Raw genomic sequence first — 21,915 nt, 5'->3', positions numbered from 1 at the left:
AAATTAAAGCTAAAAAATAAGCCCACTGAAGTGGGCGTATTGGTCTGAATATTTAGTGTTTTACAACAGTAAGAGAAGTCGGTGCAAGATGAGAATTCGTTTCTGAATGTTTAGAAATTGAAAAATGTCCTTTTTAAGCTTCGCGAGTGAGATAGGCTGAAATGGACTGGAAATCGTTACGGCTCAAAAATAGCTCTTGTGCAGTAATATTTCTTTTCTCTCCAACCGATAATTTTTCAATTTCGTTTGTGAGTTGATTCAAAATATCCATTTGAATTTCCTAATTTAAAGTCGAGTTAATCGATTTATAAATGGGTAAAATTCCGACGACATCGGAATATGAATATCTTGTTTCAATAATATTTCAGTTTAATGACAAAAATTGATCAGAACGAAAAATGCACCATTTTATGCATTTTTTTCATCTTGAGTGTGTTTCAAAATATATTCAATTTCTTCTTGAGCTGCGATTTTAAGTTTTTCACGAAATAGTTTTACAGCTTGTTCAATTTGAGTTTCTGCTTCAAGCTCTAATCTCAATCTAACACTTTCGAGTTCATTTTGTATTTGATCATCTGCAATATGTAGATTTCCACGCGCAAAGTTAACAACTTCATCCGGATTTTTGGAGTAGCGGTCACTATACTGACGTGATTCTTGATCAATTTCTTGGCGTAAAGCATGTAGATCTTGAGTTTGTTGCTGAAAACGGATCAATTCATCTTTAATCAGTTGTTGATTAAAGGCATCTTGTTCAGCGCGCTTTTCAGCCAATGATTTTTCTAAAGCCTGTTGCTTACGGACACGAGCTGCTTCAATTAAACGAGCTTTTTCATCGGCATAAGCTTGTTCTACTTTAAGCTGTGCAACTTGTTGGGCTCTTTGATCATTGTCCAACCAAGCTTGTATATTCGACTCAGGATTGAGTAAATCACTGATACGATTTAAATCATTTAAAAAAGCCTCACGTACAGCTTCAGGCGCACCGAGCCAGCGTTTTTTAAAATCCTGACCGACATTAAGTGTCACCGTATTTCTCCTTTTTGAAAGGTATTATGCATATCTGTTATAGCTTATGGGTTTGTGGGGAGATGCCAAGTCGACGATAAGCTTTGTATTTCTCTCGACCTATTTGTTTGGCAGATTCATCATTTTCCACAATTTCAATAATGTGACTAAATTGCATCGCTTGTTCAAGTGGCCGATTGTTAAAATTAAAAACAATCCAGTCTAATTGATCTGGTAATCCTGCTGAAATGCAGATAGGTGCATCAACTTGATCAATTCCATGTCCCAAAAAAGATTGCGGATCAAAGCTCCATAAACGTTGATCCAACTGCTGTTGAATGTCTGTATCTGGGCAGTGGATCCAAATCTTAGCCGCTTGTCGTGAGATTTTACGACATAAACGACAAGTGCTTTCCACTTGTCGTTCAGGGCTTTTTTCAAACAGATAAAAGCTAATTTTAGCCATTGAGCTTCGCACGATTTGCAAGGAATTGAACTAAAAGTGGAACAGGACGACCTGTAGCACCCTTAGCAGCACCAGAATTCCACGCTGTGCCTGCAACGTCTAAATGTGCCCAACGATAGTCACTGGTAAAGCGTTGTAAGAAACATGCAGCAGTGACTGCACCTGCTTTCGGACCACCAATATTACCAATATCTGCAAATGGTGAATCCAATTGTTCTTGGTAATCATCAATCACAGGCATACGCCATACACGGTCAAATGACTGTTGACCTGCGGTTTCAATTTCTTGTGCTAATTCATCATCAGGTGAGAATAAACCAGAGAGAACCGAACCTAGTGCAACCACACATGCACCTGTTAAGGTTGCGATATCAATCACTAATGCTGGATTGAAACGTTTGATATAGGTAAGCGTGTCACATAACACCAAGCGACCTTCTGCATCGGTATTCAAAATTTCAACGGTTTGACCGCTCATCGTTGTTACGATGTCGCCTGGACGTGTTGCATGACCAGATGGCATGTTTTCAGCAGCAGCAATTGCACCGACTACATGAATCGGAAGTTTAGCTTCACACAAAGCACGCATCGTACCTAGAACAGATGCAGCACCACACATATCGTATTTCATTTCATCCATGCCTAAGCCTGGTTTTAAAGAAATACCACCTGTATCAAAAGTCACACCTTTACCGACCAGAACCACAGGAGCATCTTCTGTTTTTGCTAGGTATTCAATGGTAATTACACGACCTGGGCGTTCAGAACCTTTACTCACTGCGAGGAAAGCATTCATTCCTAAATCAGCCAATTGCTGTTCATCGAGTACAGTTACTTTGACAAGGTTTGGGAATTCTTGAGCTAGTTGCAGTGCTTGTTCAGCTAAATATTCTGGGAAACAGATATTTGGTGGACAGTTACCTAAATCACGTGCTGTAGATTGACCTTGTTCTACGGCAGCAATTAATGCAATTTGTGCATCATCCAAGGTCGATTTAGTCGCGATCAAATCAATGTGTTCTAAAATTGTTTCAGCTTTTTTAGATTTATATTGATCATAGCGATAATCAGCTTGGGTTAAAGCCAATGCAAATAAGTAATGATGCTCTACGGGCAATGCAGAAATATCGATACTGATGTGTTTGAATTTTTTTTGTGTTGCTTTGATAATATTTTGTGCGATTTTCGCAAGTTTAGCAGGCTTGAGTTCAGCAGCTTTATCTAAACCGAGCAATGCACTGTTGGCTTGTTGTTGGATATTTCCAATTAAAGGCAAGCTTTCATTGAGCGATGCTTTAAACTGTGTTGCTTGAATTGCTTGGTCTAAGCCATTGATTGTATATTGAGTTTGAATATTTTCAGCATCAACTAAAATCAACAAATGTTGGCTAGACGAATTCTCAGGAAATGACGTATTAATAGTAAGTTTCATATGCTTATGTGTGCCTAATGAGACGTTTTAAATCATTAAACCATTGAACCACTACCAATGATAGAATTTCAATGAGGTTTTATATTTTTAACATTCGGGTAAACTAGCGCTAGCCGAATTCACCCCATTTTGGAAGATTAATTTGATTATCAGACGTTATCTCGTCAAACAAGTTTTGTCGACCTCTTTAGTCGTCGTATCTTTACTGACACTCATTATGATGGGTGGGCGTTTGATCAAGTACTTCGGTGTGGCAGCACAAGGGCGCTTAGATGCCAGTATTTTATTTAGCATCATTGGCTATCGCTTACCTGAATTTTTGACGCTGATTTTACCTTTGGGCTTTTTTATTGGTCTGATGTTAGTGTTTGGTCGCCTCTATGTCGATCATGAAATGGCAGTACTGAACGGAAGCGGGGTGAGTCGAAATCAATTAGCACGTTTGTTAATGCCGTTAACGGTGTGCTTTTTGGTGGTGCAAACAGTTTTGATGGTGTGGATGTCACCTTGGGGAATTCGTCAATTCGAACAATTGACCACCAGTCAGGCAGTACGTTCTGGTTTTGACTTGGTGCGACCTAAAGAGTTTATATCCTCAGGGCCTTATACCATCTATGCAGGTTCATTGTCTGAAGATCGAAAGAACTTAACAGAAGTGTTTTTCTATCAGCGTGCTGAAAAAGCGGATAAGCCTGATGTCATGATCTTGGCAAAAGAAGCGACACGTGTGGAAATGGCAGATGATTCTGCTAGCGTGGTTGATCTGACACTAGGTCGCCGTTATGAGATTTACCCGAATAGTCCGCAATATAGTCAAACGGAATTTGAGTCTTATCGTTTACGTTTGGAAAGTGATAAAGAAGCAAAATTTGAAAGTGCGGAAGTAGAAGCGCTACCAATCGGTAAATTACTCGAAACGCATCAAGACCCTGTGGTTGCAAGTGAATTAGGTTGGCGATTATTTGTACCCTTTACGATGATGGTGGCATTAATGTTAGCCACAGCATTGTCTGAGGTGAGTCCACGACAAGGTCGTTACTTAAAATTATTCCCAGCCTTGCTTATTTTTGCCAGTTTGATCGTGGCACTGATGGCGATTAAAACGCGTGTTTCAAAAGATGAAATTGGGATTTGGGCATATCCTGCTGTATTGTTAATTTACGCAGTTGCCGCAGCTATTTTCTCAAGAAAACAAAAATTAGCACCTAAATTGAAAAAACGTATAGAGCAGGTGAGATCTTAATGTTAGCACGTAAAATTGTCGCCAAACATGTCACCAAAACTACAGCGCTTGCGATGTTAGGTGCTACTGCTATTTTGTCTGCTTTACAGGTGCTCTTTACCTATATGGGTGAATTGGGAAGCTTGAAAGACGGCTATGGCGCTTGGCAAGCTTTGATCTACGTACTCTGGGGTGCACCTCAGTATTTGTATGAAATTTTACCAATTTCAGCATTAATCGGTGCAGTGCTTGGTTTAGGCACCTTAGCTTCAAATAGTGAATTGATTGTGATGCGTGCATCAGGGATCAGTCTCTGGCGTATCGTGGGTTGGGTGATGCGTTCAGCGATGCTCTTGGTGGTATTGTCATTTGCCTTAAGTGAATATGTCATTCCTTATACCAGTGAGAAGGCTGAAAGCGTCAAGAGCCATCGTTCAGCAGCTGAGTTGGGTGAGGTGAAAGGTTATTGGACACGTGAAGGTCAGCGTTATATTTATATTGACTATGCGAACTCCCAAGGAAAGTTGAATAATGTTGATATGTATGACTTTGACGATCAATATCGTTTGAACTCAGTTTTAAAAGCAGAAAGTGGTCAGTTTGTTCAAAATGGTCAGTGGAGCTTAAGTAATGCCCAGCAAGTCGATATTTTAAAAACTGGCGACTCACAAATGCTTCAAACAGAGAAGCAAGATTTGGCTTTGGCATTGCAACCTAAATACGTACATATGGTGACGATTGATCCTGAAGATTTAGCACCAAGCCAATTGATTAGCTTTATGGGCTATATGCATGAATATAGCCAAGTTCCAAAGACTTATTTATTGGCATTTTGGCAAAAAGTCAGCTCACCATTTGCTTTATTGGCTTTGGTATTGATTGCGTGTTCTTTTATTTTTGGGCCTTTGCGTCAACAGTCGATGGGTTTTCGCTTAGTGATCGCGTTGTTTGTGGGTTTAGGTTTTTATTATTTACAAGATTTCTTAGGATACGCAAGTTTAGTGTATTCGCCATCACCTGCGTGGTTTGTGTTTTTACCGATTATTTTAATGTTCGGTATCGGTAGTTACCTGCTTTATCGCGCGCGTTAGGCTTTATTTCAGTACTTTTAGATGATCGTTACGTCGATAAGTATGAAGTAAAAGATTTTTTAAATTGAAAATTAGATGGTGGAGATCAGTCAAAGCCATCGTGTTCAGATAGAGTCTTACCTTAAAAAAAGGTAAGATATATTGATTAATTTGTAAACAAAAGAGTGTACATCATGACGGATGCAACTGCTGGCAAAATCCCACACGTATTGGTAATTATGGACGGTGTGGGGCATCGTGAAGCGGTAGAGGATAATGCATTTCTAGCAGCGAAAACGCCGAATTTAACTGCTATGAAAAACAATCATCCGCATGGTTTAATTTCAGGTTCTGGTGAAGATGTGGGGTTGCCTGATGGTCAAATGGGTAACTCAGAAGTAGGTCACATGAACTTGGGTGCAGGTCGTGTGTTATATCAAGATTTTACCCGCATTACCAAAGACATTCGTACTGGTGCGTTCTTTGAACATGAAGTGCTCATCGATGCTGTCGAAAAAGCCAAAGCGAATCAAAAAGCTGTACATATCCTCGGTTTATTGTCTGAAGGTGGTGTTCACTCTCACGAAGACCATATTGTAGCGATGGCAGAGTTGGCTTTGAAACGTGGTGCTCAGGTTTATCTCCATGCATTCTTGGATGGTCGTGATACTCCACCAAAAAGTGCTCAACCATCTTTAGAAAAATTAGATGCTCTATTTGCTCAATATCCAGGTCAAGGTCGTATTGCCACAATGATTGGTCGTTATTTTGCTATGGATCGTGACAATCGTTGGGATCGTGTTGAACAAGCCTATCGTTTGCTGACCGAAGGTGAAGCGACACGTACTGTAGCAACTGCAGTAGAAGGCTTAGAAGCAGCATATGCAGCTGAAGAATCTGATGAGTTTGTGAAAGCGACACGTATTGGTGATTTAGCCAAAATTGAAGATGGCGATAGCATAGTATTCATGAATTTCCGTGCGGATCGTGCACGTGAAATTACTAAAGCTTTTGTAGAAAAAGATTTTGCAGGATTTGAACGTAAAGTTGTGCCAAATTTAGCTAAATTTGTCATGTTAACGCGTTACCAAGCAACGATTGATGCACCTGTTGCCTATATGCCAGAACCATTGGTTAATTCAATTGGTGAATATCTTTCAAATTTAGGTAAAACCCAATTACGTATTGCTGAAACTGAAAAATATGCACATGTAACCTTCTTCTTTAGTGGTGGTCGTGAAGATGAATACCCAGGTGAGAAGCGTATCTTGATTCCATCACCAAATGTTGCGACTTATGACTTAAAGCCTGAAATGAGTGCTTATGAAGTGACAGATGAGTTGGTTGCTGCAATCAATTCAGGTGAGTTTGACCTATTGGTGGTGAACTATGCCAATGGTGACATGGTTGGACACACAGGTGTATTCGATGCGGCAGTAAAAGCTGTGGAAGCCGTAGATATCAGTCTTGGGCGTGTATACGAGGCGGTTCGTGCACAAAAAGGTCATATGCTGATTACAGCTGATCATGGTAATGTTGAACAAATGCAAGACTATGTGAGTGGTCAAGTCCATACACAACATACCACTGAGCATGTTCCTTTCATCTATGTTGGTCCAGCAGCTGCGGAAATTGCGGAAGGTGGTGTACTTGCAGATGTAGCACCAACGCTATTAAGCTTAATGAACTTGCCAATCCCAAGTGATATGAAAGGTCGTAATCTTGTGACCTTAAAATCATAAGCAGATGTTTAAAATAGAATAAAAAAGGAAAACGGAATGAATCGAAATTGGCACCAATGCTTTGTCGCTATTGCGCTTTTGATGACGGTTCATTCTGTTGCTGTTGCGGATTCAAAAGGATCTGCAACATTAAAATCCAGTGATGAATGGGTTGAAAATGTTGCTGAAGTTCCGATTGAATCTATCCAGCAATTTGTACAGATCTACGGTACGGTCAAAGATAATTATGTCAGCGAAAAATCTGACGATGTATTATTTCTTCAAGCCATTAAAGGCTTAGTGGGTGGTTTAGACCGCTATTCACGCTATCTAAGTTCAGAAGAATATCGCCAGTTATTGCAATATACTGAAGGTGATCTAGCCACAGTTGATTTTGATTTGGCTTACGATGCGACTCAGTCACAATGGCAGATCAAAAATTTAAAATCTGATTCTGATTCAGCCAAATTAGGCTTAAAGAATGGTTTGAACGTTTATAAAATTGATCAACAAGAATTAAAACTGCTTAATGCAGGGCAGGTAGATGATGTTCTCAATGGTGCAATGGGTACAGCTGTACAAATCCAATTGTCTCCTGCGACACCCATGCTTAGCCTCATACGCAATCAAAAATTAGATGTGGCTGATATTCAAGCCACTATGCTCAGCAATCAAGTTCTCGTCTTAAAAGTCAAAGTTTTCCAACAAGATACTGCGAATGAAATTAAACGACTGATCGAAGAGCATCAGAATCATCGTTTAAAAGCGGTATTGATTGATCTGAGAAATAATCCGGGTGGTCTATTGTCCTCAGCAGTTGAAACAGCAGATTTATTTTTAAATCAGGGTACGATAGTTTCAACTAAAAGTCGCTCTGAAGGGAATCAACAGTTTCAAGCCTTGCCGGGGAATGAATTTAGTCAGCTAAAATTGGGTGTACTCATTAACAACCGTTCTGCATCTGCAGCCGAAGTGTTTACTGCTGCGATGAAAGAATTAAATCGTGCAACGATTATTGGTGATAAAAGTTATGGTAAAGGCGTGGTGCAAAAGCTATTTCCACTCGAAAATGGTGCTGCCTTGCAAATGACCGTTTCACACTATTTAACGCCGAATGGTCATGCGATCGATGGACAGGGTATTGTGCCAAATATCCAATTTCCATGGCCAAATGAGATGAAAGAAGAAACGTACGTCTTACATTCTGCAGATCAATTATTAAGAGCTAAGTAATCCATTCTTAAACTAAGATGTCAGATGAAAAGTCATATTTCATAATGAAAGACTAGTCATCTGTATCCAAACCGAACTTTTTCAGACGATAGCGTAGTGATCTGAAGGTCATGCCGAGTTTTTTGGCAGCAAGTGTTCTGTTCCAATGCGTTAAATTCAGTGCATTGATGAGTACTTCTTTCTCAACCTTCTCTAGATATTGTTCTAATCCTTCTTCTGGCAGTCGATTGTCTAATTTATTGTTTTGAGCAGCTTGTACAGCAGTAGATATTTCGATTGCTTGAGTTGTTACTGGTGGTTCGGAAGCATGACTCGGAGTGCGAAGCGCACTCGATTGTAAGTGCTCAATTTCAATGAAATCATCATCACTTAACGTAATCGCGCGCTCTATGATATTGCGCAGCTCACGAACATTACCTGAAAAGTATTGGTTCGATAAAAATTTTGAGGCTTTATCTGAAAGTTTTTTGACTGGAATTCCCCAGTCAGCGCAAATCATTTGAATAAAGTGATTGGCTAATACTGAAATATCTTCTGGACGCTCACGTAATGCTGCAATTCGAAGATCCATCACATGGATTCGGAAGAATAAATCTTGTCTGAATTTGCCCTGTTGAACCAATTGTTCAAGGTTTTGATGACTGGCACTAATAATTCGAAAATCAACTTCGATTTCTTTTTCACTGCCTAAAGGTCGAATTTTCTTTTCTTGTACAGCACGGAGCAATTTGGCTTGCATCGCGAGAGATAATTCAGCAATTTCATCTAAAAATAAACTACCGCCATCAGCACTTAGAATAAGTCCTTGTTTATCTTCAGTCGCACCTGAGAAGCAGCCTTTAATATGCCCAAAAAGCTCACTTTCCATCAAATCTTCAGAGATTGCACCGCAGTTAATCGCAACAAAAGGATGATCTTGACGATTGCTTAATTGATGAATCAAATTAGCGACAATATCTTTTCCTGTACCAGATTCACCTGTAATAAAAACAGGGGCTTGCGAGCGGGCAATTTTTTTAACCGATTCTCTAAGTTTTTTGATGCTTTCAGAACAGCCAATCAGCATTTTTTGTTCTAAAGGCAGTTGGTCGATACTTGGATCGACTTCAGGAACGCTGAGTGCTTTTTTAACCAATTGATGTAAATGTTGTTGATTGATTGGTTTACTCACGAAATCAAAAGCACCCGACTTTAGAGCAGAGATCGCAATATCCATATTGGCATATGCGGTTAAAACAGCGATAGGTGTCTTCGGATAATGTTGAGTAACGTATTTAACCAGATCAATGCCATTACCATCAGGCAAATTCAGATCGGTAATACAAGCATCGTATTTATATTCACTCAGGAAGTGTTTAGCTTGAGCCAAATGATGTGCTATATGTGTTTTGATACCAATGCGCGACAGCGTCATTTGCATCAGCATACATAAATCAGGTTCATCATCGATCAATAGAACCAATGGTTGTTGTTTAGCCATATCCCCACAAAACCCAAAAAATCACTATTTTATAAATTGGCACTCAATTCTGAAGCAAGCACCTTGTTGTTGTCGCTCTACATAAGAAAGCTTGGCTTGATTTGCTTCACAAATACTTTGTGATAAGTACAATCCTAAACCAGTTCCATTGATTTCGGTACTAAAAAATGGTTGGAACAATTGTTTTAAATTTTCTTGATCAATGCCTTGACCATAATCAATCACATCAATATGAATGATAGCATTTTGTACATAGCCATGAATTGAAATCTGCTCAATATCTACTGCATTGTGGCGAATTGCATTACGGATCAAATTAATCATCACTTGGCGTAATTGAGGTTCATCAAATTGCGTATGAAGTTTAGGATCTATCTCTAACTTGATTCGGTGCTTTATGTCTGACAAATCTTGAATGAGTAAGTCATTCATAAATGGCAACAGGGCTATAATCGAACTCTCAGTTTTTCGATTTTTAGCCATATCTAAAGTATCTTTGATGATTCGATCAATACGATGCGCTTGTTTAGCAATCATAGTGTTCAATAATAACTTCTGATCATCATCGCTGTCTGAATTCAATTCATTGGCTTGAACGATGGCAGCCAAAGGATTGCGAATTTCATGCGCGATACTCGCAGAGAGTTGACCTAAGGCAGCCAATTTTAATTGTTGTACTTTCTGATTCAGTCTTTGTGTATCTTCAAGTGTGAGCAAGGTGAGAGCTTGATTAGGTACAATTAGGTTTTGAACACGAACATCGACTGTATAAGTGGATTGCGTTGACTCAAACTGAAATCGTTCACCATCATGAATGGTTTTCTGTCGAAGAATGTCATAAAGATCAGGTTGGAAGGTCGCAAGATGGAATTGCTCATGTGCGTAAAGAGGAGAAATCCCAAGTAAAGTACATGCTGCAGGGTTACTGACCACAATTTTAAAATGTTCATCCAAAACCAAATAGCCAACTTCGATTTGCTCCAAAATATAGCGATTAATATTTTGAAGCTTAAACAGTTCATTGGATTGGAAAGTATTCAGTGATTCCAAAACGTGAAAGCGTTGAATCGCAAATTGACCTAGCCCGTACACAACAAAGAATAAGAAGGCTAAAAAAGCGCTGTTCCCAATATTGTTTAAGCTGGTTTGGGTAAATAAACTTCCAAAAAATTGTTGATACACCACGCAAATAACCGCTACAAGGGTCATAAACAGGGCTTGGTGTTTACTCAGTAAAAAATTTGACGTAAAGACACAAATGACAAAGAGCAAACCAATCGAAATATTCGGTCCACCTAAGGCAAAAGTGAGTGCACTCAGAAAAACCAAATCTACGATATAGAGCGATAAAATTTGTTTACTTAGCGTATGTGGGAAATATTTGAGTAAGAGTAATTGCCCTAAACTTAAAGCACTGTAAATAATCAGAGCATAGAAATATAGCGTTGGATATTCAAAATGCTCAGATGAATTTTCAATGGTGATGAGAAAAATCAGCGTTAAACTTAAAGCAATAATCAGTCGATAGTTGGTATATAACGTGCCTATGCGATAAATCGTTTGATAAAGCGGAATTGATCCCGTAGGCGTCATACAAGTCGACCTGAATGTATAAAAAGGAATTAAGTGGTAAGCAATAACTCAGTTTTTTAAAATCATAACTAAGGCTTAATCAGCCCGTAGCGAATCGCGAGATGGGTTAGCTTTACATCACTGTCGATATTCAGTTTTTCAAAAATCCGATAACGGTAAGTGTTTACTGTTTTCACACTGACGAAGAGTTTATCTGAAATTTCTTGAGCACTGATACAGTTCACCACCATCATCGCCACTTGCATTTCACGTTCTGACAAAGAGTCAAAGGGTGAGGTCTGCGTGTCTGATAAGTATGAGCTGGCTAATTGTTCTGCAATATCAGCACTAAAGTATTTTCCGCCTTGCATCACTTTATTAATGGCACGAACCATCTCAGTAATCGGGGCACCTTTAGTGATATAACCTCGTGCACCTGCTTTGAGTAGTAAAGAAGGATAGGGCTCTTCAGCTAAACCGCTGACTGCTAACACCTTGGTCTCTGGTGCTGTCTGTAAAAGGCGGCGAGTGGTTTCAACACCACCAATGCCAGGCATATTGACGTCTAAGAGCACAACATTCGGATGTTGTTGTCTCACGATATTAATTGCTTCTTCACCTGATTCTGCTTGACCAATCACTTGAATACCATCTTGATCTTCTAGCATTCGGCAAATGCCTGTTCGAACCAATTCATGGTCATCTACCACTAAAACCGTGATCACTAAGACCTCCTTTATTTATTCTCATCGCAATTATTTTGTTACACGATGCAAAAAATACTTGCATTGTCATAACAAAAATAGCAATCCTATTCCTAATCTTTACTAAAATAATGTGCATAATCACGTGGTTTAATATTAATCACGTTTGCGTGTAAATGTAAGTCATATTTGAGGTGATTCGCAATTCAGCAGAGAACCTCTATGAAATGAGTAAGTTATCGTGAAAAAATCTGGAAAAACGTTAATGCATGTACTGAGTGCATCAGTACTACTCAGTTTGAGTTCATTGAGCTCTGCAGAACTTGTGAATAACTCAACGGGTCAGGCAGCGATTAGTTGGTCATCGGAAGATGTGAGCCAACTCTTAAATAACGACAGTGCTTCAACTATTGAGAATGCAGTTGAAACACCACAGGCAACGACGACCGTCACGACCACGATTCGCCAATCCAATGGTGTGGTGAATCAGAATCCAAGTTCGCAATCGGTTCGTATTTTAGATACCAATAGTTATAGCAGTCAGCCTTCTGTTAATGCACGCGCTGCATTAGTGATGGATGCTCAGACTGGTGAAGTGTTGTATAGCAAAAACACCAATACAGCATTACCAATTGCTTCAGTGACAAAATTAATGACAGCAGTTGTGATTGCAGATGCAAAACTCAATATGTCTGAAAATATTACCCTTCAGTCGATTGATTTCGCAGGCGCAGGGGGTAAAAACTCAAGTTCGACCTTGCGTGCAGGCGATACGTTAAATCGTGCAGAAGCTTTATTGTTTGCTTTGATGAAATCTGAAAACCCCGCTGCAGCTGCATTGGCGCGTACCTACCCAGGTGGTCGTACAGCCTTTGTAAATGCAATGAATGCTAAAGCACGTGCCTTAGGGATGAGTTCAAGCCGATTTACTGAATCAAGTGGCTTAGATCCACGTAATGTTGCCTCTGCACGTGATTTGGGTATTTTGGTCAGTACCGCATCTCAATACGGTTTGATTCGTCAGTTCTCGACCACACCTAGCTATGATTTTAATTTGGGCTACCGCGTTCTGAAATCGAATAATACCAATGCATTGGTACGTAATGGTGGCTGGAATATCAATATTTCCAAAACTGGATTTATTAATGAGGCTGGTCGTTGTGTGGTGATGCATACAACGTTGAATAATTCACGTCCAGCAGTTGTGGTGTTATTGGGCGCGAGTAATAGCCAAGCACGTACCAATGATGCAACACGTTTGATGAATTGGGCGAGCCAATTACCAAAACGCATCTAAAGAATTTTATTTATTTCATATTGATGAGATAAATAAAAAGCCCTGCTATTGCAGGGCTTTTTATTTTCATTCAGAACATAGCATTACATGTTTGAAAGAATAGAGTCTTTCACTTGGCTCATTGTTGCATCAATTGACAGCATTACAGCATCTTGGCATTGTTTGATCGCTGTATCAGGATCTTTTAAGCCGTTACCCGTTACTGTACATACAATCACTGAACCTTCTTTGATTTTGCCCGCTTTAATGTCACGGATTGCACCACCAACAGAAGCAGCAGAAGCAGGTTCTACAAACACACCTTCATACATAGATAGTAGACGTTGAGCATCTAAAATCTCAGCATCAGTCAATTCATCAAACCAACCGTTTGAATCACGAACCACAGCTTTAGCATGGTTGAAACTTTGTGGATTACCGATACGAATTGCAGTTGCAACAGTTTCAGGGTTCTCTACAGGACCACCACGTAAGAATGGAGCAGCACCTGACGCTTGGTAACCAGCCATGATTGGTAAGCCCGCAGGTTTTGGACCCGTGAACTGATCAGTAGCAGCATCATAAACGACTTGTTCAAATTCTTCTTTAGGCTGGTTTGCAACAGCTTCTGTATAACCCATCCAGTGTGCAGTGATGTTACCCGCATTACCTACTGGTAAGCAGTGGTAATCAGGAGCACGACCTAAAGCTTCTACGATTTCGTAAGCAATGGTTTTTTGACCTTGTAAACGGTATGGATTGATTGAGTTCACAATCGTTACAGGTGCTTGATCAGCCACTTCTTTAACCAGACGCATACCGTCATCGAAGTTACCACGAATTTGCATTGTGATCGCGCCATACATCATCGCTTGCGCCATTTTACCCATAGCAATTTTGCCTTCTGGGATTAAAACGAATGCTTTGATACCTGCACGTGCAGCATAAGCTGCCGCAGCTGCTGAAGTGTTACCTGTAGATGCACAGATAATCGCTTTAGAACCTTCTTCAACTGCTTTTGTCACAGCCATGGTCATACCACGGTCTTTAAATGAACCAGTCGGGTTTAAACCTTCGTACTTCACATAAATTTCAACATCTTTACCAATAATGCCTGGAATATTCTCAAGCTTAATCAGTGGCGTATTACCTTCGCCTAAAGAAATTGCACGAGTTGTTGCAGACACCGGTAAACGGTCGCGATAACGGTCAACTAAACCAGTATAACGAGTTGGATTCGACATGATGATGTTCCAATTGTATGTAGAGCTTGGTTAGGGGAGTTATCCCCTCAACCCGATTAATTATCAAGCGATTCTAAACGAATTCGCACAATTTCGCCATGAATAGCTGGCAAAGCTTGAATTTGTGCTAAAGCTTCATCCATTTTTGATTCAACGATTGGATCTGTCAAAATCACGATTGGAATTAAATCTTTTAGACGTGGCTGCTGCATAATTGCATCGATACTGATACCTGCACGACTCAGAATCGTCGTCACATCTGCCAGTACACCTGTTTGATCTTCAGCATTGATACGAATGTAATGCCCAGTGGTCATTTCTTCACGGCTTAAAATAGGTAAGTCGCTTAGATTTTCAAATGCCAACTGTGGAATCGTACCTGCACCATCTTCTGTGTAAATAATGTCACGAACGATATCGACAACATCTGCAACCACAGCTGATGCTGTAGGACCTGCGCCTGCACCTGCACCGTAGTAAAGCGTTGGACCAACAGCATTAGACTGAACTAAAACAGCGTTCTTCACGCCATTTACATTTGCCAGTAACTCTTCAGTTGGAATCAAGGTTGGGTGTACACGAAGCTCAACCCCATGGGCAGCACGACGTGCAATACCGAGATGCTTAATGCGGAAACCCAATTCTTCAGCATATTTGACATCTTGCGCAGTGATTTTACTGATGCCTTCTGTAAAGACTTTGTCAAACTGAAGTGGAATACCAAAAGCAATCGAGGCAAGAAGGGTCAGCTTATGAGCAGCATCAATACCTTCTACGTCGAAAGTTGGATCTGCTTCTGCATAACCCAGTTCTTGAGCTTCTTTTAGTACATCTTCAAAAGTACGACCTTTTTCGCGCATTTCTGAAAGAATAAAGTTGCCTGTCCCATTGATGATTCCAGCCAACCAATCAATACGGTTAGCAGATAGGCCTTCACGAATCACTTTAATAATGGGGATGCCACCAGCGACTGCTGCTTCATAAGCAATCTGTACTTTATATTCGTCAGCCGCTTTGAACAGGGCAGTACCGTGTTCAGCAAGTAAGGCTTTGTTCGCTGTAACCACATGCTTACCATGCTTCATCGCTTCCATGATGAGTTCATAAGCAGGGTGAATTCCCCCCATGACTTCAACCACCACATCAACATCAGGCTGACGTACAATCTCCATTAAATCAGCACTTTGTTTTACTGAATCGGCAAGGTTCAGATCAGGACGGGGACGACGAGTACCCACATGGGTAATTTGAATTTCACGATCGGTGCGACGTCTAATTTCAGCAGCGTTTTCTTGTAATAGTTTAAGGGCTCCACCACCTACGGTTCCTAGACCGAGTATAGCCAGACGAACTGGTTTCACGTCACACTCCAAATTAGTTTAAAATTTTGTTCATGCTAGATCATAGCTAAAAACTCAGCCAGACTCTAGCACATATATATATTTATCTTTAGGTATAAAAAACAGTAATTTAATTTATAAATATTAGTTATTTAAGCGCTTGGATAAATCTGCTGGTGTGAGGTATCCACCCAGATAAACACCCGCTTCATTGTAGATTGCTGGGGTACCATTGACACCGATACTTTGTCCCAATTTGTATTGATCTACAACAGGATTTTTACAATTTGCAGGTGGAAGTTGCGCACCTGCAATAGCTTGATCAAAGGCAACTTTACGATCTGCACTACACCAAACACTTTCCATGCCCGGAATGAACTGATCGCCTCGTGGCCATGCAATATAACGTACTTCGATGCCGGCAGCGTTGATTTCAGCCATATGTTCATGCAATTTATGGCAATACGGACAGCTAATATCGGTAAATACATACACAACGTGTTTGGTTTTACCTTTAGCTGGATACACAATCAGGTCTTCAACTTTTAAAGAAGCCAAAGCTTTTTTACTGATTTCAGATTGGAATGCTTCACCCACGTTATGAAGTGTTTTATCACCTAAACGAATGAGCTCACCTTGAATTAAGTATTTTCCATCTGCTGTGGTGTAAATCGGTGACATACCATCCAGATTTACCCAGTAAATATTCGGCACTTCAGTTGCTTTAATTTCAAGTACTTTGACATTGATATTGGCAGTTTTAAAATTCTTTTGCAGATTTTCAATGAGTCGCTGTTGTGCATTACGTTCTGTAAGGTTAGATGCTTGTCCTGTTGCAGGTGCGGTTGCTGTAAGCGTGCCATCATCCTTTTTAGGTTGATCGGATTGAGAGCAGGCTGTGAGCATAAAGCTTGTTGCGAGTGCGCACATCAATACTAATTTTGAACGGGTAAAATGCATAAACAACCCTTTAAAGTTTTACATTATTGTATGAGGCACAAGCATACCAAAAAAAAAGGGTGTTTCAAAAAACTTAGATGACCGATGCGCTTGAGCTTAGGTTTGATTCTTAGTTTTAATTCAAGTTATCAGTAAAAGTTAATAAGCTTTGATCTTCTCAAATGACTATCTCTCAAATCGCTATGTAGCGAACTAAGCACGAGGGTGGTGTGTCGCATGAAGTTGTTGCATACGAATTTGAGCCACATGCGTATAAATTTGCGTTGTCGATAGATCACTGTGACCAAGTAACATTTGAACGACACGCAAATCTGCACCGTGATTGAGCAAATGGGTTGCAAAAGCATGTCTTAATGTATGCGGGGATAGCTCCATTTGAATGTTGGCTTGTAGTGCATAACGTTTAATGGCATACCAAAAATTTTGACGGCTCATAATGCCACCAAGTTGAGTCAAAAATAGATAATCAGTCGCAGACTTATAGAGTTGTGGGCGAGATTGTTGAATATATTTTTCAATCCACTCAGCCGCGATTTGTCCTAAAGGTACGAGGCGTTCCTTATTCCCTTTTCCTAAAATTCGTAAATATCCCTGATTCAGATTAATCATATCTACCCGAAGATTAATCAGTTCACTGACTCGTAAACCACAGGCATAGAGTACTTCGAGCATTGCACGATCTCTGAGCCCTAAAGCTGTATTAATATCAGGTGCGTGGATCAACGCTTCAACATCCTGTTCTGACAAGTCTTTCGGCAAGGCACGACCAAGTTTCGGTGTTTTATGTGATGCGACAGGATTATCTGTTCGCAGTTTTTGTTCTCTTAAAAATTTATAAAATGATCTGAGCGCAGACAGTGTACGTGCAATAGATCGTGGGCTTTTACCGAGCTTGGTTAAATAAATAAGTACATCGGAAATATCATCATGATTCCAATCTTGCATAGATGTGGAAGTTGCCTGACTGCATTGAATTAAATCAGATAAATAAGCATTTCGCGTATGTGGGCTAACCGTTTGTGCGATTAAATAATCCTTAAATCCTTGCAAAAAGAAAAGCTGTTCGGGGATCTGTACAGCAACAGGAATACGCGGTTTTTTATTTAGCATAATGCTCTCAAAATTAATCTGTTAAACCGATAAATATGATTGGTTTAATTCACTCTATTGTAATAATAATCTGATGTCGATGTGTTATAACAGATGCGAATCATTATCTAGCTTATTTGGTAATTATTCTCATTTGTTTGTATACTGTTCAAAATATTAAAGGGTTGGATGCAGTGCGTTTATCTGATTTAAAGGTTAAACAATCAGCCATCATTAGCAAAGTGAATCGAACTTTGGATGGCGAAATCTCAAGCGATTTGGTCGCAAGTCGATTAGAAACTCTAGGTTTTATCCCAGGTACAAAAGTGCAGGTGATTACCAAAGGTATCTTTGGTGGTGACCCAATTTTAATCCAAATTGGATTTACGCGATTTGCACTGCGCAAAAATGAAGCCGAAAAAATTGAAATTCAATTTGATGGAGAATCTACATGAGTGATGCATTACGTATTGCCCTTGTAGGTAACCCAAACTGTGGTAAGACATCTTTATTTAACCACCTTACTGGTACACGCCAAAAAGTTGCGAACTATGCGGGTGTAACGGTTGAACGTAAAGTTGGACATTTTACTTTGCCTTCTGGCAAGGCAGTCCGCGTATTGGATTTACCAGGGACATATAGCTTAGATGCAACCAGCCCTGATGAAGAAATTACCCGTGATGTTGTGCAAGGTAAAATTGCAGAAGAAGGACAACAAGATGCATTCATGTGCGTCGTCGATGCAACTAACTTAAAGCTACATCTAGGTCTTGTTCTTGAGATGATCAGCTTAGGTCGTCCGATGTTGCTTGTATTAAACATGATGGATGAAGCACGTCGTCGTGGGATGCAGATCAATACGCAAAAGTTGTCTGAGCGTCTCGGTATTCCAGTGGTTGAAACGGTTGCTGTGCGTAATGCAGGCATCGAAAACCTGATGAATGCTTTGGATCAAGGCAAATATACGGTTCCTCAAACTGAATTGACGGGTTTGAAAGGTACTGATCATGAAAAAGTTGAAGCAATTGTTCAAGATGCTGTTCAATTCGTTGAGCAAGATGACAAACGTTCGGCTTTTCTCGATAAAATTTTCTTACATCCTGTTTTGGGTCTGATTAGTCTCGCAGTGATGATGTTTGTGATTTTCCAAGCAGTATTTGCTTGGGCTGCACCATTTATGGATGGTATTGAAGGCTTCTTTGGCTGGCTTGGTGAGGTGGTTGGAGGTAGTATTTCTCACCCCTTGCTTAATAGCTTGGTGGTGGACGGGATCATTGCAGGCGCTGGTGGGGTGTTGGTCTTCTTACCTCAAATTTTAATCCTGTTCTTATTCATTTTAATTCTGGAAGAATCAGGTTATTTACCTCGTGCAGCATTTTTGCTTGATAAGCTGATGTATAAATCAGGTTTATCAGGTCGTGCATTTATCCCATTGCTTTCAAGTTTTGCATGTGCGATTCCGGGTATTATGGCATCACGTACGATTAGTGATCCGCGCGATCGTTTAACCACGATTTTTGTTGCACCATTGATGACCTGTTCAGCGCGTTTGCCTGTATATGCATTGTTAATTGCCGCATTCATTCCTGATCAGACCGTTGGTGGTATTTTTAACTTACAAGGTTTAGTGCTGTTTGCGTTGTATATGGCTGGGATTGTGAGTGCTCTCGGCGTATCGTTTGTGATTAAGTTTTTCCATAAAGACAAATCACAACACATGCTGTTAATGGAATTACCAAGTTACCGTTTCCCAGACATAAAAAATATTTGGATAGGTCTGCTTGACCGTGCCAAAATTTTCTTGAAGCGTGTCGGTGGGATTATTTTTGCCTTATCTATTCTACTTTGGTTCTTATGTACTTTCCCACAACCACCAGAAGGTGCAACGCTTCCAGCGATTGATTACACCTTAGCGGGGATGTTGGGTCATGTATTAGAGCCGATCTTTGCACCACTGGGCTTTAACTGGCAGATCTGTATTGCATTGATTCCAGCGATGGCTGCTCGTGAAGTTGCAGTTGCTGCATTGGGTACCATCTACGCCTTATCTACAGTAGATGAAGATGCAATGTCTGAAGGTTTAGCTGCCATTATTAGTGGTGGTGGTGAGCTTGGCTGGTCAATGGCAACAGGTTTGGCTGTATTGGTATGGTTCATCTATGCACCACACTGTTTACCAACATTGGCAACGGTTCGCCGTGAGACAGGCTCATGGAAAACTGTAGGCATTATGACGGCTTATTTGTTTGGTCTAGCTTACTTAATGGCATTCTTAACGTATCAAATTGCTTCACGCATCTTTGTATAAATGATTCTGTGTAAGTGATTGAGGAGAAAGAGATGATTGAAATTGTAATTATTGCTGCCTTAGTACTTTGGAGTACTGTTGTAGTCTTTAAAAAGGTTTTCCCGAAGACGTCAAATTCAGTTTTCTCTTCTTTATCTACGGTATGCGAGAAGAAAGGCTTTACTCGATTAGCCAAATGGCTACAACCATCTATGGCTGCAGGTTGTGGTGGCAATTGTAGTTGTCCTGCTACTGAACAGAAAAGTTCGAATAAAACTGAAGTTCAGGCAGTGAAGTGGAAGTAGTCACAGTTTGAAGTTTAGATTGAAAAAGCCGTCGAACTCGACGGCTTTTTTACGCAAGGACACAAAATAATTGTCATAAAATGAAAACAAAAAAAGCAATAAAAACGGCAAAGTGCTAACATTTTGCAGGTTTAAAAATATCAATGCTGGTGGGGCAAAATGTTAATACAACGCGGTGGGCTTAAAGTTGTTGCTGGACTTGGAATTTCTGGTGTTTCAGCGGTCAATTTTTTACATGAGAAGGGCTACCGTGTCGCTGTAACCGATTCCCGTGCTGTTCCTCCGGGGCATGATCAAATTCCAGCAGAAGTCCAAACCAGTTTTGGTCAATTTGATCAAGATTTATTGCTCAGTGCTGAAGAAATTATTATCAGTCCTGGTCTAGATCCGAAGCTTCCCCAAATTCAAGCGGCGATTGCCAAAGGCATTCCCGTCGTGAGTGAAATTCAGATTTTACGCCGTGCAACGGATAAACCTATTGTTGCAATTACAGGTTCAAATGCAAAAAGTACCGTAACGACATTGATCGGTTTAATGGCTGAAAATGCTGGTAAAAAAGTGGCGGTAGGGGGGAATTTAGGACGTCCTGCCTTGGATCTGACCAAAGATGATCCTGAACTCTATATCTTAGAATTATCGAGCTTTCAGTTAGAGACAACATCAAACTTGGATGCTGAAGTTGCTGTTGTATTAAATCTAAGTGAAGACCATTTAGATCGACATGGCGATATGATGGGCTATCACACCGCGAAGCATCGTATTTTCCAAGGCGTAAAAAAAGTCGTGCATAACCGTGATGACTCGCTGACGCGTCCACTGGTTCCTGATTCAACGCCTATGCAAAGTTTTGGTTTAAATGCGCCTGACATGAATCAATATGGTGTGTTACGTGAAACAGATGGCACGATGTGGTTAGCACGAGGTCGTGAACGTTTGCTCAAGAGTTCAGACATGTATATGCAAGGTACACATAATGTAGCGAATGCTTTGGCATGTTTGGCTTTGGGTGAAGCGATTGATCTACCTTTGGACTCAATGCTTGAAACGCTTAAAACCTTTAAAGGTTTGGAGCATCGCTGTGAGTTTGTAAAAGATGTGAATGGTGTACGCTATTATAATGATTCTAAAGGTACTAATATCGGTGCAACGTTAGCAGCATTAGATGGTTTAGGTGCTGCGATTGAAGCTCAAAAAGGCAAAGTCGCGATTATTTTGGGTGGTCAAGGCAAAGGTCAAGATTTTACTGCACTGCGTGAATCACTCAGTAAGTTTGCAAAAGTTGCCGTGTTGATCGGTGAAGATCGTCCTGTGATTGAAAAAGCGATTGAAGGCACGACCACCTTATTGCATGCTGAGTCGTTAGCGGAAGCCGTTGCACTGTGTCAACAAAATACTCAGCCGAATGATGTTGTGTTACTGTCGCCAGCCTGTGCAAGTTTTGATATGTTTAGTGGCTATCCACAGCGTGGTCATCAATTTGTTGCTTTAGTGAATGAGCTACATTAA

General features: G+C 40.3%; 19 protein-coding genes and 2 pseudogenes. 9 read left to right on the top strand and 12 right to left on the bottom strand.

The window, feature by feature from the left end; translation table 11 throughout:
- Positions 1-133 precede the first annotated feature (133 nt).
- The 4 genes from AC5YDM_RS12725 to AC5YDM_RS12710 all read right to left on the bottom strand — a co-directional run bounded on the left by AC5YDM_RS12725 (position 134) and on the right by AC5YDM_RS12710 (position 2,906).
- Positions 134-271 (bottom strand): hypothetical protein, encoded by a 138-nt coding sequence (locus tag AC5YDM_RS12725; protein ID WP_496152457.1) that lies wholly within the window; start codon positions 269-271, stop codon positions 134-136.
- A 137-nt stretch (positions 272-408) separates the two neighbouring features.
- Positions 409-1,029 (bottom strand): cell division protein BlhA, encoded by a 621-nt coding sequence (gene blhA, locus AC5YDM_RS12720; protein WP_496152456.1) that lies wholly within the window; start codon positions 1,027-1,029, stop codon positions 409-411.
- Between the two features lie 37 nt (positions 1,030-1,066).
- Positions 1,067-1,474 (bottom strand): DNA polymerase III subunit chi, encoded by a 408-nt coding sequence (locus tag AC5YDM_RS12715; RefSeq protein WP_496152455.1) that lies wholly within the window; start codon positions 1,472-1,474, stop codon positions 1,067-1,069.
- Complete coding sequence (locus AC5YDM_RS12710; RefSeq protein WP_496152453.1) at positions 1,467-2,906, bottom strand: leucyl aminopeptidase; 1,440 nt, start codon at positions 2,904-2,906, stop codon at positions 1,467-1,469. The genes AC5YDM_RS12715 and AC5YDM_RS12710 overlap by 8 nt, the downstream gene beginning before the upstream one ends.
- A gap of 142 nt (positions 2,907-3,048) precedes the next feature.
- Between AC5YDM_RS12710 and lptF the strand changes: the two genes are divergently transcribed.
- The 4 genes from lptF to AC5YDM_RS12690 all read left to right on the top strand — a co-directional run bounded on the left by lptF (position 3,049) and on the right by AC5YDM_RS12690 (position 8,152).
- Positions 3,049-4,149, top strand: coding sequence for an LPS export ABC transporter permease LptF (gene lptF, locus AC5YDM_RS12705; RefSeq protein ID WP_496152452.1), 1,101 nt, complete (start codon positions 3,049-3,051; stop codon positions 4,147-4,149).
- Entirely contained in the window at positions 4,149-5,219 is a 1,071-nt protein-coding gene (gene lptG, locus AC5YDM_RS12700) for an LPS export ABC transporter permease LptG (protein WP_496152451.1), read from the top strand. The genes lptF and lptG overlap by 1 nt, the downstream gene beginning before the upstream one ends.
- A gap of 173 nt (positions 5,220-5,392) precedes the next feature.
- On the top strand, positions 5,393-6,940 hold the full coding sequence (gpmI, locus tag AC5YDM_RS12695; protein WP_496152450.1) for a 2,3-bisphosphoglycerate-independent phosphoglycerate mutase: 1,548 nt from the start codon (positions 5,393-5,395) through the stop codon (positions 6,938-6,940).
- A gap of 36 nt (positions 6,941-6,976) precedes the next feature.
- Positions 6,977-8,152, top strand: a complete 1,176-nt coding sequence (locus AC5YDM_RS12690) for a S41 family peptidase (RefSeq protein WP_496152449.1) — start codon at positions 6,977-6,979, stop codon at positions 8,150-8,152.
- Between the two features lie 52 nt (positions 8,153-8,204).
- Here AC5YDM_RS12690 and AC5YDM_RS12685 read toward each other — a convergent pair.
- The 4 genes and pseudogenes from AC5YDM_RS12685 to gacA all read right to left on the bottom strand — a co-directional run.
- Positions 8,205-8,375: pseudogene (locus tag AC5YDM_RS12685) on the bottom strand (helix-turn-helix domain-containing protein); the annotation flags it as partial.
- 92 nt (positions 8,376-8,467) lie between these two features.
- A pseudogene (locus AC5YDM_RS12680) lies at positions 8,468-9,632 on the bottom strand (sigma-54-dependent transcriptional regulator); the annotation flags it as partial.
- A 24-nt stretch (positions 9,633-9,656) separates the two neighbouring features.
- Complete coding sequence (locus AC5YDM_RS12675; RefSeq protein WP_496152448.1) at positions 9,657-11,225, bottom strand: sensor histidine kinase; 1,569 nt, start codon at positions 11,223-11,225, stop codon at positions 9,657-9,659.
- A gap of 68 nt (positions 11,226-11,293) precedes the next feature.
- Positions 11,294-11,929 (bottom strand): response regulator transcription factor GacA, encoded by a 636-nt coding sequence (gacA, locus tag AC5YDM_RS12670; RefSeq protein ID WP_496152447.1) that lies wholly within the window; start codon positions 11,927-11,929, stop codon positions 11,294-11,296.
- Between the two features lie 220 nt (positions 11,930-12,149).
- Here gacA and AC5YDM_RS12665 point away from each other — a divergent pair, with 220 nt between their 5' ends.
- On the top strand, positions 12,150-13,205 hold the full coding sequence (locus AC5YDM_RS12665; protein WP_496152446.1) for a serine hydrolase family protein: 1,056 nt from the start codon (positions 12,150-12,152) through the stop codon (positions 13,203-13,205).
- An 83-nt stretch (positions 13,206-13,288) separates the two neighbouring features.
- On the opposite strand, the gene thrC is transcribed toward AC5YDM_RS12665, so the two are convergent.
- From thrC to xerD, 4 genes are all read right to left on the bottom strand, one after another.
- Positions 13,289-14,428, bottom strand: coding sequence for a threonine synthase (gene thrC, locus AC5YDM_RS12660; RefSeq protein WP_496152445.1), 1,140 nt, complete (start codon positions 14,426-14,428; stop codon positions 13,289-13,291).
- 56 nt (positions 14,429-14,484) lie between these two features.
- Positions 14,485-15,789, bottom strand: a complete 1,305-nt coding sequence (locus AC5YDM_RS12655; protein WP_496152444.1) for a homoserine dehydrogenase — start codon at positions 15,787-15,789, stop codon at positions 14,485-14,487.
- 123 nt (positions 15,790-15,912) lie between these two features.
- Positions 15,913-16,728, bottom strand: a complete 816-nt coding sequence (locus AC5YDM_RS12650) for a DsbC family protein (RefSeq protein WP_496152443.1) — start codon at positions 16,726-16,728, stop codon at positions 15,913-15,915.
- 192 nt (positions 16,729-16,920) lie between these two features.
- Positions 16,921-17,838 (bottom strand): site-specific tyrosine recombinase XerD, encoded by a 918-nt coding sequence (xerD, locus tag AC5YDM_RS12645; RefSeq protein ID WP_496152442.1) that lies wholly within the window; start codon positions 17,836-17,838, stop codon positions 16,921-16,923.
- A gap of 173 nt (positions 17,839-18,011) precedes the next feature.
- Here xerD and AC5YDM_RS12640 point away from each other — a divergent pair, with 173 nt between their 5' ends.
- From AC5YDM_RS12640 to murD, 4 genes are all read left to right on the top strand, one after another.
- On the top strand, positions 18,012-18,272 hold the full coding sequence (locus AC5YDM_RS12640; protein ID WP_496152441.1) for a FeoA family protein: 261 nt from the start codon (positions 18,012-18,014) through the stop codon (positions 18,270-18,272).
- Entirely contained in the window at positions 18,269-20,125 is a 1,857-nt protein-coding gene (gene feoB, locus AC5YDM_RS12635) for a ferrous iron transporter B (protein WP_496152440.1), read from the top strand. Before AC5YDM_RS12640 ends, feoB begins: the two co-directional genes overlap by 4 nt.
- A 32-nt stretch (positions 20,126-20,157) precedes the next feature.
- Entirely contained in the window at positions 20,158-20,409 is a 252-nt protein-coding gene (locus tag AC5YDM_RS12630) for a DUF6587 family protein (protein WP_496152439.1), read from the top strand.
- Between the two features lie 159 nt (positions 20,410-20,568).
- Complete coding sequence (gene murD / locus AC5YDM_RS12625) at positions 20,569-21,915, top strand: UDP-N-acetylmuramoyl-L-alanine--D-glutamate ligase (protein WP_496152438.1); 1,347 nt, start codon at positions 20,569-20,571, stop codon at positions 21,913-21,915.

Source organism: Acinetobacter sp. CY81, assembly GCF_059515925.1.
Note: the sequence above shows the minus strand (reverse complement) of the source record. Positions and strands in the feature narration are given on the sequence as shown.

Coding starts and splice junctions, on each gene's coding strand:
- AC5YDM_RS12725 (WP_496152457.1), bottom strand. CDS start 271: ATGGATATTTTGAATCAACTCACAAACGAAATTGAAAAATTATCGGTT.
- AC5YDM_RS12715 (WP_496152455.1), bottom strand. CDS start 1,474: ATGGCTAAAATTAGCTTTTATCTGTTTGAAAAAAGCCCTGAACGACAA.
- AC5YDM_RS12710 (WP_496152453.1), bottom strand. CDS start 2,906: ATGAAACTTACTATTAATACGTCATTTCCTGAGAATTCGTCTAGCCAA.
- lptG (WP_496152451.1), top strand. CDS start 4,149: ATGTTAGCACGTAAAATTGTCGCCAAACATGTCACCAAAACTACAGCG.
- gpmI (WP_496152450.1), top strand. CDS start 5,393: ATGACGGATGCAACTGCTGGCAAAATCCCACACGTATTGGTAATTATG.
- AC5YDM_RS12690 (WP_496152449.1), top strand. CDS start 6,977: ATGAATCGAAATTGGCACCAATGCTTTGTCGCTATTGCGCTTTTGATG.
- AC5YDM_RS12675 (WP_496152448.1), bottom strand. CDS start 11,225: ATGACGCCTACGGGATCAATTCCGCTTTATCAAACGATTTATCGCATA.
- thrC (WP_496152445.1), bottom strand. CDS start 14,428: ATGTCGAATCCAACTCGTTATACTGGTTTAGTTGACCGTTATCGCGAC.
- AC5YDM_RS12650 (WP_496152443.1), bottom strand. CDS start 16,728: ATGCATTTTACCCGTTCAAAATTAGTATTGATGTGCGCACTCGCAACA.
- xerD (WP_496152442.1), bottom strand. CDS start 17,838: ATGCTAAATAAAAAACCGCGTATTCCTGTTGCTGTACAGATCCCCGAA.
- feoB (WP_496152440.1), top strand. CDS start 18,269: ATGAGTGATGCATTACGTATTGCCCTTGTAGGTAACCCAAACTGTGGT.
- AC5YDM_RS12630 (WP_496152439.1), top strand. CDS start 20,158: ATGATTGAAATTGTAATTATTGCTGCCTTAGTACTTTGGAGTACTGTT.
- murD (WP_496152438.1), top strand. CDS start 20,569: ATGTTAATACAACGCGGTGGGCTTAAAGTTGTTGCTGGACTTGGAATT.